15 protein-coding genes and 1 riboswitch are annotated in these 13,251 nt (G+C 49.1%); of the genes, 4 read left to right on the top strand and 11 right to left on the bottom strand.

Features of this window, described 5'->3' with window-relative positions:
* Nucleotides 1–2: 2 nt before the first annotated feature.
* The gene (locus ASG34_RS10290) at nt 3–1,454 is read left to right on the top strand and encodes a cobyric acid synthase (RefSeq protein ID WP_055830881.1); all 1,452 of its coding nucleotides are present in this window, start codon (nt 3–5) and stop codon (nt 1,452–1,454) included.
* Here ASG34_RS10290 and ASG34_RS10285 read toward each other — a convergent pair.
* The 10 genes from ASG34_RS10285 to ASG34_RS10240 form a co-directional block, all read right to left on the bottom strand.
* Nucleotides 1,451–1,669, bottom strand: a complete 219-nt coding sequence (locus tag ASG34_RS10285; protein ID WP_055830208.1) for an RNA-binding S4 domain-containing protein — start codon at nt 1,667–1,669, stop codon at nt 1,451–1,453. The two genes, ASG34_RS10290 and ASG34_RS10285, sit on opposite strands and share 4 nt — an antisense overlap.
* 39 nt (nt 1,670–1,708) lie before the next feature.
* On the bottom strand, nt 1,709–2,533 hold the full coding sequence (locus ASG34_RS10280) for a DUF4198 domain-containing protein (protein ID WP_055830206.1): 825 nt from the start codon (nt 2,531–2,533) through the stop codon (nt 1,709–1,711).
* Between the two features lie 16 nt (nt 2,534–2,549).
* Nucleotides 2,550–3,074 (bottom strand): bifunctional adenosylcobinamide kinase/adenosylcobinamide-phosphate guanylyltransferase, encoded by a 525-nt coding sequence (cobU, locus tag ASG34_RS10275; protein ID WP_055830204.1) that lies wholly within the window; start codon nt 3,072–3,074, stop codon nt 2,550–2,552.
* On the bottom strand, nt 3,071–3,877 hold the full coding sequence (locus ASG34_RS10270; RefSeq protein ID WP_055830202.1) for a cobalamin-binding protein: 807 nt from the start codon (nt 3,875–3,877) through the stop codon (nt 3,071–3,073). The genes cobU and ASG34_RS10270 overlap by 4 nt, the downstream gene beginning before the upstream one ends.
* Nucleotides 3,874–4,545: a 5,6-dimethylbenzimidazole synthase gene (gene bluB / locus ASG34_RS10265; RefSeq protein ID WP_055830200.1), complete on the bottom strand. Its 672-nt coding sequence runs from the start codon at nt 4,543–4,545 to the stop codon at nt 3,874–3,876. Before bluB ends, ASG34_RS10270 begins: the two co-directional genes overlap by 4 nt.
* On the bottom strand, nt 4,542–5,825 hold the full coding sequence (locus tag ASG34_RS10260) for a cobyrinate a,c-diamide synthase (protein ID WP_055830198.1): 1,284 nt from the start codon (nt 5,823–5,825) through the stop codon (nt 4,542–4,544). The genes bluB and ASG34_RS10260 overlap by 4 nt, the downstream gene beginning before the upstream one ends.
* Nucleotides 5,825–6,433 (bottom strand): cob(I)yrinic acid a,c-diamide adenosyltransferase, encoded by a 609-nt coding sequence (gene cobO, locus ASG34_RS10255; protein ID WP_055830196.1) that lies wholly within the window; start codon nt 6,431–6,433, stop codon nt 5,825–5,827. The genes ASG34_RS10260 and cobO overlap by 1 nt, the downstream gene beginning before the upstream one ends.
* Before the next feature lie 9 nt (nt 6,434–6,442).
* Nucleotides 6,443–7,012 (bottom strand): hypothetical protein, encoded by a 570-nt coding sequence (locus ASG34_RS10250; protein WP_055830194.1) that lies wholly within the window; start codon nt 7,010–7,012, stop codon nt 6,443–6,445.
* An 89-nt stretch (nt 7,013–7,101) separates the two neighbouring features.
* Complete coding sequence (locus ASG34_RS10245; protein ID WP_055830192.1) at nt 7,102–8,955, bottom strand: TonB-dependent receptor domain-containing protein; 1,854 nt, start codon at nt 8,953–8,955, stop codon at nt 7,102–7,104.
* A gap of 62 nt (nt 8,956–9,017) precedes the next feature.
* The gene (locus tag ASG34_RS10240) at nt 9,018–10,958 is read right to left on the bottom strand and encodes a TonB-dependent receptor (RefSeq protein ID WP_055830190.1); all 1,941 of its coding nucleotides are present in this window, start codon (nt 10,956–10,958) and stop codon (nt 9,018–9,020) included.
* 138 nt (nt 10,959–11,096) lie between these two features.
* Nucleotides 11,097–11,309: riboswitch (cobalamin riboswitch) on the bottom strand.
* Between the two features lie 126 nt (nt 11,310–11,435).
* On the opposite strand from ASG34_RS10240, the gene ASG34_RS10235 reads away from it, so the two are divergent.
* Both ASG34_RS10235 and ASG34_RS10230 read left to right on the top strand, forming a co-directional pair.
* Nucleotides 11,436–11,636: a hypothetical protein gene (locus ASG34_RS10235; protein ID WP_229008024.1), complete on the top strand. Its 201-nt coding sequence runs from the start codon at nt 11,436–11,438 to the stop codon at nt 11,634–11,636.
* Between the two features lie 3 nt (nt 11,637–11,639).
* Nucleotides 11,640–11,942, top strand: coding sequence for a cell division protein ZapA (locus ASG34_RS10230; RefSeq protein ID WP_055830187.1), 303 nt, complete (start codon nt 11,640–11,642; stop codon nt 11,940–11,942).
* 326 nt (nt 11,943–12,268) lie between these two features.
* Here ASG34_RS10230 and ASG34_RS10225 read toward each other — a convergent pair whose 3' ends face one another.
* Complete coding sequence (locus ASG34_RS10225; RefSeq protein WP_055830185.1) at nt 12,269–12,628, bottom strand: DUF2237 family protein; 360 nt, start codon at nt 12,626–12,628, stop codon at nt 12,269–12,271.
* 120 nt (nt 12,629–12,748) lie between these two features.
* On the opposite strand from ASG34_RS10225, the gene ASG34_RS10220 reads away from it, so the two are divergent.
* On the top strand, nt 12,749–13,213 hold the full coding sequence (locus tag ASG34_RS10220; RefSeq protein ID WP_055830183.1) for an EVE domain-containing protein: 465 nt from the start codon (nt 12,749–12,751) through the stop codon (nt 13,211–13,213).
* Nucleotides 13,214–13,251: the final 38 nt, after the last annotated feature.

Here is a 13,251-nt window from a genome sequence, read left to right as displayed (position 1 = left end):
TAATGGTTCAGGGCACCACGTCGGATGCCGGTAAAAGTACGCTGGTGGCCGGATTGTGCCGCGTATTGTACCGCAGCGGGGTAGCTGTCGTCCCTTTCAAGCCGCAAAACATGGCGCTGAATGCCGCGGTGACTGAAGACGGTGGCGAGATTGGCCGCGCTCAGGCAGTGCAGGCGATGGCTGCCGGACTGCAGCCGCATACCGATATGAATCCGGTGCTGCTTAAACCTAATTCTGATACCGGTTGCCAGGTAATTATTCACGGCCGGGTGCAGGGTAACCAGGAAGCGAGCACTTACCACGAATATAAAAAAGTCGCCATGCAGGCAGTGCTGCAATCCTATCAGCGATTAAAGCAGCAATATGATTTTGTGATGGTGGAAGGGGCGGGTAGCCCGGCAGAAATCAACTTGCGCGCCAACGATATTGCCAATATGGGGTTTGCCGAAGCGGTGGATTGTCCAGTGATCCTGGTGGCGGATATTGATAAAGGCGGTGTATTTGCGCACCTGGTCGGCACCCTGGCTTTATTGTCAGGGAGCGAGCAGGCTAGGGTCGCTGGTTTTGTGATTAATAAATTCCGTGGTGATATTGCTTTGCTGCAACCGGGGCTGGATTGGCTGGAGCAACGCACCGGTAAACCGGTGATAGGTGTGTTGCCTTACATGCATGATTTGCATCTGGAAGCGGAAGATGCGGTTGCCAGTAGCAACGCTAGAAAAACGGATATTCAGCTCACCATTATCGTGCCGGTGCTGCCACATATCGCCAACCATACCGACTTTGATGCGCTGCGTTTGCACCCACAAGTAGATTTGAAGTTCGTGCGATTGAATGAGCCGGTACCTGCTGCCGATTTAATTATTCTGCCCGGCAGCAAAAATGTGCGTGGCGATTTGGCAGCGCTGCGTGAGCATGGCTGGGAGCCTGTCATTGAAAGGCATTTGCGTTATGGCGGAAAGCTGCTGGGGATTTGCGGTGGTTTCCAGATGCTTGGCCTGCAATTGCATGACCCGTTGGCTCTCGAGGGCGAGGCGGGCAGCAGCGCCGGTCTCGGCTGGTTGAAAATGCAAACCACGCTGGAAGCACACAAGCAGCTAAAACAGATTTCCGGAAAATTGACCTTCGGCGATGCGCAAGTGCAAGGCTATGAAATTCATATGGGCGTGAGTACTGGGCCAGCTCTAGAGCGTCCCGTACACCTAATCAACGATCAGGCTGAAGGTGCGATCTCAGAAGATGGCCAGATAGCGGGAAGTTATATCCATGGCCTGTTTGACCATCCGCAGGCCTGTGCGGCCTGGTTGCAGTGGGCAGGATTATCGAATCAGGTCGCTTACGACTATACGCGATTACGCGAACAAAGCCTGGAGCGGTTGGCAGACAGTTTGTGTAAAAACCTCAACTGGGCTGCACTTGCCCCGTTTTTGCCTGCAGGCTTCGTGCCGAATTAACCGGCAACCACGTTAATGGTCTGCTCAAACGCCTGCACCACTTGGCCGGCGCGGATCTTGGCGGTTTTCCGGCGCTCGATCTGGCCATCCACTGAAATCAAGCCTTCGGCTACCATAGACTTGCCCTGGCCACCGCTGTCGGCCACACCTTCCAGTTTCAGCAAATCACAGAGCGCAATATATTCACCTTTGAGTTGAAAAGTCGTGGTTGTCATAAGGATGTTTTCCGGTGTGAGTGAGTTAGAGAGATTAAGTTAAGGCTTTTTCGGTGCTTCTGCCGGTAAATTTACTTCCAGCGTCAACGAAGCATTCTGGCTTTCCCACAGATTTTCGTTCAGCTGGTGATGGACGGTCACAAACAGGAAATTCAACCCTGCTTTTGTGGGTTTAAAAGTGAACTCACCTTGCTGGTTTGCATGAATGTTGGACTCCCGCACATTATCGAGGTCGTAAAGATCTTCAACCCGGTGCCTGATAAAATGTTCGTTATCAGTGACCACGATAATACGTGCGTTGCTGACCGGTTTGCCATCTTCCAAAATGCGGAATGAACCCTCAATACCTGGTACCAGGCCATTTGGCGAAGTTAATGGAATAATTTCCAAGCCTTTGTTAAATGGTTTTGCCTGGTATTTCTGTTGACCCTTGAAAATATACGTATCTGCATAACTGTAGTAATTCATGGTTGTTGGCTTGCCGGTAACGCGTTTCATATCCGCTGCAAAATACAGTTTTTTATCAGCTGTTTCCACCGCTTTATAGACTGGACCCACCCGTTGACCGGTACTGATACGGTAAGTGCCTTCTTCTTTTAATTCCGGCTCCAGGTACACCGCTGCCTTGGTTTTGGCGATCGGCTTGATGGCTGTGGAAACGCCATCAGGTCCGGTAATGGTGAAGTTTGGCGAATCCATGGCAAAGTCTGCCTGGAAAGGGAACTCGGTAAACGCAGATTCTATGGTCAGGCGGTGATGCGTGACATTGAACTGGTTAGGCTTTAAAAATGGCACATGTGCTTCAGCGGTGAGTGCTGCCAGTATTGTGAACAGCGCGCTGGTCAGCAGAGAGAACTTTTTCATGAATTTTCCTTTATGGTTATTTGAGTTTTAAAGGCAGGCCTGCTGCAACGAAACTGACCTGGTTGGCGATGGCAGCAATATCCTGGTTTAAGCGGCCCTGTTCATCCTGGAACTGTCGGTTGATTTCACCCAGTGGCACAATACCCATGCCGACTTCGTTGCTGACTATCAATACGTGTGCCTGTAGCTGGGGCAAAGCCGCCAGCAACGCCTGCTTTTCCTCCTGCCAATCCAGCCGCTCCGGTTTGTCGCAATCCGGGCAAATGCATTGCGCCAGCCACAAGGTCAGGCAATCGACAATCAGGCATGTTTCCGGCGCATCGTTATCCAGCATTGTCTGGCCCAGGTTAAATGGCGCTTCCACCAGGGCCCAATAGGGCGGCCGGCGCTCTTTGTGATGCGCCACCCGTTTGGCAAATTCATCGTCATAAACCTGCGCGGTGGCGATATAGGTAACCGGTAATTCCAGCGCAGAAGCCAAACGTTCTGCATACGCACTCTTGCCGCTGCGCGCACCACCCAGAATCAAATGTGTACTCATAACAACCTCCCGGTTTGCTGTTGCCAGTGTTCAATAATGTTTTGCAACTGCACCAGTCCCTCAGTAAACAGGGCGGGCCCCGGTTGCAGGATATCCACTGATTTGATTTCATACAAATGGCCGTGCTGAACCGCGGGTATGGTTTGCCAACCTGTGCGGGCCTTCACCTTTTCCGGCTGGAATTTCTTGCCGCACCAGGAACCGATGATGATGTCCGGTTGCGCTGCGACCACCTGTTCTGCATTGACCTGGCGATCGCGTGCGTTGTGAAACCGGCTCAGCTCCGGAAAACAATCCTGCCCGCCAGCTGCGGTTATCAGTTCCGCTGCCCAGCGGATACTGCACATCATGGGCTCATCCCACTCTTCAAAATAGATAGTTGGTTTGCGTGACCAGGTGGCAGCCCGGTTACGAGAGGCATCCAGCAACGCCTGATATTGCGTGACCAACATTTGTGCCTTATTGCTGGCGCCGACCAGGTAACCCACGGTCAGTATCATTTGCAAGGTTTCATCCAGGCTACGCTGGTTAAATACATGTACCTGGCAGCCGGCTTTGATCAGCGAGGCAGCAATGTCTGCCTGCAAGTTGGAAAAACAAAGCACGAGGTCAGGATCCAGCGCCAGAATCTTGTCGATATTGGCACTGGTAAAACCGCTGATCTTTGGTTTTTCTTTTCTGGCGATCGCCGGACGGGTAGTGAAGCCTGAGATGCCAACAATGCGGTCCTGCTTACCCAGCAGATAGAGTACTTCTACCGTTTCCGTGGTCAGACATACGATGCGTTGCGGCCAGTGACTCATGGCTGTTGCGTATCCTTATTCCAACCATTTTCCATCAGCATCTCGGACAAAGATTTTTCCGTTGCCCAGCCTTCTTCCACCAGCATGGGAGATTTGTAAAAAGTATTCACATAACCCAGGCATAAAATTGCAACCGGTTTTGCATCATGGGGCATGCCCAGTAACGAAGCCAGCGCCTGCGGATCAAACAGGCTGACCCAGCCCATGCCTATGCCTTCGGCGCGCGCGGCCAGCCACAGGTTCTGGATCGCACAACTGACAGAAGCCAGGTCCATTTCCGGTAAGGTACGGCGGCCAAAAACGTATTTCTCACGCTGGTCACATAGTGTCGCGACCAGTAACTCTCCACAGTCCAGAATACCTTCTACTTTCAGCAGCATAAATTCGGCCATGCGCGCCGTATTTTCGACTTCACCTATGGCTTGCGCAGTCAGTTTGCGCTCTTCATCAACCAGTGTGTGGATACGTTTGCGCAACTCAACATCACTGATACGGATAAACCGCCATGGTTGCATCAGGCCAACGCTAGGTGCATGGTGCGCTGCTTGCAGAAGTTTTTGCAATAATTCCGGAGCGATAGGCGTAGGCAAAAAATGCCGCATATCGCGCCGTTCGGCAATCACTTTGTAGATCGCCGCTTTATCATTTTCAGGATAGGCAAAACTCATGGCAGGAAAAACTGCGCGGCCAGCGCCGGGTTAGACGGGAAATAAAAATGCAAAAAACTGGCGGTGATGTTTTGATCACGGTAGATCGCTTCGCCCGTGCCATATCGGCCTTTGCCGTGTGCAATCGCCGGCAGGTCAGTCTCGAAACGCCCATAGTGAAAAGTATGTGCGCCTATGGTACTGGTGCCATTTTCATTTGGCAACGTCGCATGTTGCGTGCCCAGGCCTTGCCGTTTGCTTTCAATGTTGCCGTGACCTTTTAATAACCCAAAAACCGGCCTGCCATCCAGACTTTCGCCTAATGACAACATGCCACCACACTCTGCCAGCATGGGTATGCCAGCTGCCGCTGCCGCCTGCAGGCTGTCGCGCATACCGGTATTGGTTTCAATTTTTTCCAGATGCAATTCAGGGTAACCGCCAGGCAGCCAATAGGCATCTGCTACTGGTAATTGCACGTCTGTTAACGGCGAAAAGAATGTAATGCTTGCACCCAACGCTCGCAGCAGATCCAGGTTGGCCTGGTAGATAAAACAAAAGGCAGCATCTTTAGCGACGGCAATTGTTTTGCCTTGCAAAAGTAGCTCGTCAGAATCGTTTTCTGGCGCAGCAAAACTCACCGTTGGCGGCAGCGGAATTTCTTGCCCCAATAATTGCGCGGCGGCTTCTATGCGCTGATCAATATCGTTGATTTCCTGTGCCAGATGCAAACCCAAATGGCGTTCGGGCAGGCTTAATTGATCGTTATATGGCATGGCACCTAGCCACGGAATATCGGCAGGCAATGCTTCTCTGATCATGCGTGCATGGCCTTCACTGCCTATCTGGTTCGCAATGACGCCTGCGCGTTGCAAGCCAGGGCGGAATGCATACAAGCCATACGCGACCGCAGCGAACGTTTGTGCCATGGCTTTGGCGTTGACTACCAGCCCGACCGGGATGCCAAAACACTCGGCGATATCGGCGCAGGAAGGGTTGCCGTCGTATAGGCCCATGACGCCTTCAAGTAGAATCACATCATTTTCCTGTGCAGCTTTATAAAGCAAACGATGCGCATCTTGTTCACCACACATCCCTAAGTCAAGGTTGTAAACCGGTTTGCCGGTGGCAACTTCGAGGATCATGCCGTCAATAAAATCCGGTCCGCATTTGAATGCCTGCACGCGTAAGCCGCGATTACGGTAAGCACGAGCCAATGCCGCTGTGGTCATGGTTTTACCTTGTCCCGACGCGGGTGCCGCCATCAGCATGGCATGGCAGGTTGCAGCTTGGGATTGCATTACAAATCTATTCCAGCCTGGGCTTTAACGCCTGCGCGCCAGGCATGCTTGACGTCCATCAGTTCGCTCACCGTATCGGCAGCGTTTCGTAATGCTTCTGAGGCGCCCCGGCCAGTGATGACCACATGCTGCATGGGCGGGCGGTTGGCAATGGCATCCAGTACCATTTGCTCATCCAGGTAGCCATATTTGAAGGTGTAGGTCAGTTCGTCAAGAACCACTAATTGAATCGCAGGATTTTGCAGCATGCCAGCGACAATTTGCCAGCCGCGCATAGCGGTGTCGGTATCACGCTGGCGGTCTTGCGTGTTCCAGGTAAAACCTTCGCCCAGCACATGCCAGCTCACTAATGGATGTTCGCGGAAAAAGGCTTCTTCTCCGGTATCAGACCTGCCTTTGATGAATTGGGCGACACCGACACGCATGCCGTGGCCGAGTGAACGGGCAACCATGCCAAAGGCGGAAGAGCTTTTGCCTTTGCCATTACCGGTGAGGATCAGCAGCACGCCTTTCTCAACCTTGGCCTGCTCGATCTTGTCATCAATGACCGCCTTTTTTCTTATCATGCGCGCCTTGTGGCGGCTGTCGCGGTCATTGGTTTCCGTCATATTTAAGACTTAAGCTTTTTCTTGAATAGAGCGTTTGGCCAGGCCAAAAACTACGTGCGCAATCAAGGCAACTACTACCCAGAACGCAATCGCTTCCAGCTGCTTAGGATAGTATTTCACCAGGCGTGTGCCAAATTCCACCAGGGTTGGGTTGGCGTAACGGCCACCGAAGAAGTAGAAACCACCGCTGGAGAACAATTCTGCAATAGCAGACGCAACGACAACGACACCTGCAAGTTTGAACAGGCTGCTGAACTCCCAGCTGGTATTGTCCGCCGTCCAGCGACCTGCCAGCCACATGGTGCCATAGGCTGGCAGCAAAAAGCCGTAAGCCGGTGTCACGCAGAAATTGCTGACACCACCCCAGGTCACTGCCGCTAAATCAAGCCCGACACACAAAGCCAGCAGGGCAACGAACATAATGGTAGAACGCAGATAGTAGCCAGCAATGAAGAAAGCTGCATATGAAGCGCTAGGCAGGAAATCGACTGACGCGAAATGATGGCCGCGCGTCACAATGACCATCAGTGCAATGACCAATGCGATTGCCAGAGATTGAGTTGAAATTTTACGTGGCATGCCAACGACTCCCAAATTTATTAAATTAACTAGGGGTGGATTTTAGCCCAATTCCATCTGGCTTGGTCAAAATCCAACCGTAGCAAACATTACTTCATGTCATAACTCAGGCTGACGAATACGTTGGTGCCCATGGTGGTGTAGTCGATATTGCCTGGGGCAATCGCTAATACATAGTTTTTGTCCAAGATGTTGTTAGCACGCGCTTGCAAACGCCAATGAGGATCGATTTGATAAGCCAAAGTAGAATTTAACAAGGCGTAGCCGCTCATAGAAACGCGATTGGCCGTATCGTTGTAACGCTCAGATGAAGCACTTAGCTCACTAGACCAATCCCATGCACCGTTTTTATATTGCAGTACTAAGTTGCCAAAACGCTGGGCGCGTCTTATCAGCAGGTTGTCAGTTGCATCGACGCGTGGAGACTGCACAGTTAAATTGCCGGACAGAAACCAGTTCTCTGCTAATGCCAGGCTGCTCTCCAATGTCATGCCCTGAATTTCTATTTTGCCAGCATTGACGGCACAGCTTGGAAAGCCAGTTGGACAGCCTGTCGTTGCATTCTGGATAAAGTTGCGGATGTGGTTATCAAATACGGTAAATTTCGCCTGTAATTGTTGACCCTGGTAGCGCAAGCTGGCCTCAATATTGTCAGCTTTTTCTGAGGGTAAGTTAGGATTCCCAAAATTGTTGGCATACAGTTGGTTGAAAGTAGGCGCCCTGAAAGAAGAGCCATACTGTGTCGTGAATTGCCAGGCCGGTGAGAAAGCATAGCCATAGCCAATACCACCAGTCGTGTAATTGCCGAATTGACTGTTGTGGTCTTCGCGCAATGAAAGTTGAGTGCTATGTGCGTCAAACTTGCCAACATAGCCAAGTACAAAAGCATCATTACTGCGGCTTCTCTCTAGCGTACGTCTGCCTGTGTTTTCGGTTAACACTTCTTGCTCTAGCCTGTCATATGCAAAGGTGAGTGTGCCATTGGATAGTTTGTAATCATGTTGCCAAGAGAGTTGGCGTTGTTCAGTCTCAATATTATTGTTTGTCGCTGCGTTGAGTACACTAAATGACTGGTCGCGGCCTATGCTGTATTGGACCTTACTGTTCCAGTGATCAGTCAATGCATTCCTCAGTGTCAGGCCATAGCCTTGCTGGTAACGTTCTAAATAATTGCCGATAAAGGTGCTATCGTATTGGTTCCTGCCTTTGCTTTCCAGATAGTTCAAGCCTAGTGAATGGCCAGGCGCAAAATCGAGGTCGGCATATGCTGTACCACTGAAGTTGTTATATCCATCGCGGTCTTTTTCGGCGACAGCAGTTGGGCGCTTTTTCGCACTAATCCCACGAGTATCGTAGTTACTCACCTGCGCACCGAATTTTAAGGCTTGATAGGCCGTGTCAAAACCTGCATTTCCGCTGTAAGCATCGTAACTCCCTGCGCCTGCATTGGCGTAAAGATGGGTGTTATTAGTTTTTCCTCGCTTGGTGAAAATCTGGATCACGCCGCCAATCGCGTCTGAGCCATACAGACTGGAAGCTGGTCCGCGTAAAATTTCGATACGGTCTATCAATGCCAGCGGGATATTTTCAAACGCGGTGGTGCCGGTTGTGCCCGAGTTGATGCGTACGCCATCGACTAACACGATCAACTGGTTATCGTTGGTGCCACGTAACCCGATATTGCTGCTAGTCCCCATGCCGCCATTGGTATAGGTTTCTACGCCGGGCTGCAGTCTTAACAAATCTGCGATAGAGCCACCGCGTAGCCGGTTGATTTCTTCGCTATCAATCACGGTGATATCACCAGTGACGGTTTTGGTGGATTGCGAGTTCCTGCTGGCGGTGACCACGACTTCGTCCAGGTTTGGTGTTGGCAGCGTTTCTGCCGCAAAGGTGTTTATAGGCAGACTTACCATCAGCCCTAATAAAATTATCTTTTTCATAAATTTTCTGCTGCTTGTCCGTTAATTATTTTTGCTATCCATGTAATTCAGTAAGTCGCTTATTAAAAGTCAGCCTTTAGACCAACTCGCCACGTACGGACAAAATCTACTGGGTAAATCGCGTCATTGGCCACTTGTATCGAATTTTCATGTTTAAAAAGGTTATTGATAGCAGTAAAGATTGTGAAATGACGGTATTGATAATTAAGCGATATGTTAGTACTTGAGTAGATTGATTGTTTTTGACTCAGGTTATTAGCAAAATCCTGGTAAGCATAAGCGCTGGAACGCCATGCATGATTCACATTAAGGCTGGTGTTAGGATTAAATTTCCAGTTCAGATTTGCAATAAGGTTATGTTTGGGCACACCAGGCAAATCTTTACCATTAAAACTTCCGCTGCCATTGATTTCTCGATCAATTTTTGCTCGTACATAGTTGTAAAGCAAAGATGCCGTTAGGCCGGTATCGATTTGGAATGTATCTTGTAATTCAAGCCCGTATTTGTGTGACTGGTCTAAATTCGTATTGGTAAAAACACCGGGGACAACGTAAATCTCATTATCCAAATCTGAATAAAATGTGGATATTTTCATTCGATTTCTATCCGTTACAAAATTCAAACCAAGGTTGGTCGTTTTTGTACGCATAGGCTTGATGAAGCCGTTAAAACTTGTGACGCCCGTAAAAAGGTTAGTGGTAAAAAAACGATCTATATCTGGAGCTTGGTAAGCGTGGTTGTGGTTGGCAAATATGGAGATTCCAGAATTAATCCGATAGTTTGCACCAATGTCCCATGCACTCAGATGCTCACTGTCTGCCAGTAAGTCACCCGCATTCGGTCTGAATTGATAGGATACTTTTTCCGTGCGTGCACCTGAAGACAATGTTAAATTTTCCAGTAGCCTGTATTCCAGACTTGCGAACAACGCACGATTATTTTTTGTTGTGGAGTTATCGCTGGCTTTTCTTTCTCCGTCGTTGATCTGGATGCCTGTGATCGCACTGACTTGAGCATCGTCATAGCGTAAATCCACGACGCTTGCTTCCTGATCATAATGAAATTTGCTATTGAAATTGTAAAACTCAGACAGCTTATCTTCACGGTAATGACTAGCGGTGACATGCCAAGATGGTGAAAGATCAATCTCTGTTCCAATTTGCCAGCGGTCACTATCAAGAGCCTGATGTGTGTAATCCATCGGATTGCCCAAGAAGTTAAGGCCCACGTTACGAGGGCTATCTTTGAATTGGGCTTTGGTTAATGATGGAGCATAGCGGATATCATTCCGAGTACTAGTGGCTTCGGCAAAAATGTGAAACGACTCCATTGGCTTGATTTTTACACGTGCATTCTGGGTGTTGCTGGTAAATTCATCCCGATATCCGGATGGATCCTTTTTGCCGAATCCATCATGGCTGTCATGAGAAAGGTTTGCTGATAGCTCCAGTTTCTCTTCGTTTAATCCAGCCGTGGCATAGTGGCTCTGCTGGCCAAAGTTTCCCCAGCTAGTAGAGGCTGTGATGCCAGTTTTTGCTTTGGTGTAAATTTGAATCGCACCAGCTGTTGCACCATCCCCATATAAGACAGAACCACTACCCTTGCTGATTTCAATACGCTCGATATTGCTTAATGGAATGCCCGCCAGTAGCTGTGAACTGCTATCGATATTATTAAGGCGTTGACCGTTAAGAGTGATGACGACGTTTTGGGCACCATTTTCGCTACCAAAGCCACGCAAGTTGATTGACGGAGTGGCTTTGTTGCCAAAGCTGGATAAGATATTCAGCGAACTTTGTTGAGCCAAAAAATCATACAGTGTACTGGCACCAGAAGAATCGATTTGCTTGGCAGTATGAATTTCAGAGCTGTAGGTGGTTTCGGTATCTTTACGTTCAAAGCCAGATGATCTGACGGTGACATCATCCAGTTGGAGATCTTCAGCGAATGCAGGTGTGGTTAAAAGCGTGGCAATGACGCTAAATAAAAACTTCTTTTTCATTATCTTATCCCTGTGTCATATGCGACCCCGCATATGGGTTATTGGGCAATACTCAGGGATAAGGGACAATGAATCTGGATTTGCTATGGTTAGCAAAAAAAGAAATACACTATCAGACACCGTCACCCCGCGGTATTGCAAATGGTTGGTTGTGAGGCCGGTCTCCGGGCTTGCAAGTTTTGATCTATCGCCTTCCCGAGTTTGCACTCAGTGGCATGTTGATAGACCCGCACTTGCTTACCGTTGCGGGGGCAGCACAGGCATTGCGAATGTGAATTCACGCACCTGTTTCCCAGTTTCACTCTTGGCTGCAAGAACACAGCGTCGAGCACCTGACAACTGGCGCCTATTCTAGTAGAAAGTGTCTGTTTTAGCTAGAAAACCATGGTTGTGTAGCCAACTTTAAATTGTTAAATTACTTTGAAAAACTACGCTTAGCTATTGACCACAATCATTTTTTTCATTGATAATGACTCAATGGATGCTGATCTGAAAAGTTTGGAAGAGCGTGTGGCGAAGTTAATTGCGCTGTGCAATCAATTGCGTGAGGATAATGGTCAGTTACGCCAGGAGGTCTCAAAATTGCATCAGGAGTCGCAATCCCTCAAGCTGAATATGACGCAAGCCAGTGTGCAATTGGAAAAATTGTTGTCTGCATTACCACAGGAAGGTCAATAAACGATGGCGAAACAACCAATCGATATTGAAATTATGGGTCGTGCATTTAGTGTGACATGCACGGATGAAGAGCGCGATGTCATCGTGCAGGCAGTGGGTTACCTGGATGGTAAAATGCGTGAAATACGCGATGCGGGCAAGATGGTCAGTGTGGAGCGAATTGCGATTATGGCGGCACTGAATATCACGCACGAGTTATTGAATACCCGAAGTGCAGGTGTGGATGTGGGCGATGTGAAAAAACGCATTAGCACCATGCAGCAGCAAATGGATGAGGTGCTATCCAGCCAGAATAAATTGCTGTAATCCCCTGAACTTCACAAAATATTCACCGTCATTGATAGTAAATGGCGTATCATTTTTTAACCACATAGTTTTACTTCGGCTTAAATTTAATCCGCTGTACTTTTAATCTGGTGTGTTAAGGCGTTGCCTGAGTCTAAAATTCCTTGAACTAGTCTTTGTTATAGGTTTCGGCTCATCAGGTGCTGTGCGATCGCACTAAGTTGGGAGGTCTTTTAAGACTCCCTTGGCGTGTGAACCTAATGTACCTTAGGCTGTTACCACCTGAACTTTTTGGTTCAGGATCAAGGCTCAGGTAACCCCTTAGCACATCATTTTCAATGACTACGCTATCTTAAGGCGTGGTACATCAAGTCAGCCAGACTGACGACTTCCAGGCAACTTTCATCGCAAGACTCCAACACTACCGGTGGTGCGTAGCCCGCTTCGCTGGCTTGTAACCAGCGGCCTGCGCACAGACACCAGCGATCGCCAGCCTGCAATCCGGGAAAGTCATAATCCGGCAGAGGGGTTGATAAGTCGTTACCCTGGGCTTTGGAATACGCCAGAAACTCATCTGTCATTTCTGCACAAACCGTGTGTCTGCCTAAATCTTCCGGATGAAACCCGCAGCAGCCATCCCGCATAAAGCCGGTGACAGGGTGTGTGCTGCAAGGAATAAGCAAGGTGCCGAGGACGTTTTTAGCCATGATATCTATGTGTGGTCACTCTTTGGAAGTGGAGTAACTTTCGGTTTGTGAGCGTTGGGGTTTATGATACTAGGGTTTATGATACTGGCATTTTGCACATTTAGAAGAAGGTTTTAAGCAATGGCACGTTACTGGCTGATGAAGTCCGAACCCTCGGATGTTTCTATTGATGATTTGGCGGGGTTCCCAAACCAGAGCGTTGACTGGTATGGGGTGCGTAATTACCAGGCGCGTAATTTCATGCGAGACCAGATGAAAGTCGGTGATGGCGTATTGTTTTACCACTCTAATTGTGAGGTGCCTGGCATTGCCGGCATCTGTGAAGTGAGTACGCTGGCTTATCCGGACAAGTTCCAGTTTGTAAAAGGGCACAAGTATTTTGACCCTAAATCTACTCCGGAAAACCCGCGTTGGGTCAATGTGGATGTGAAGCTGGTGCGTAAAACCCGCTTGCTGAGCCTGAAAGAATTACGCGAAATCCCGGAGCTTTCGAATATGAGAATATTGCAAAAAGGGAACCGATTGTCGATTACGCCAGTCGATCCCAGGGAGTGGGCATTAATCACGAAATTGATTAGCGCATGAAGCCTTGCCTGGAGGCGTTACGCATGTTTATATTTTCA

Origin of the sequence: Methylophilus sp. Leaf416 (assembly GCF_001424665.1) — a bacterium.
Classification (GTDB): domain Bacteria; phylum Pseudomonadota; class Gammaproteobacteria; order Burkholderiales; family Methylophilaceae; genus Methylophilus.
The sequence above is the reverse complement of the archived record's forward strand: the minus strand, read 5'-3'. Positions and strand labels throughout refer to the sequence as shown.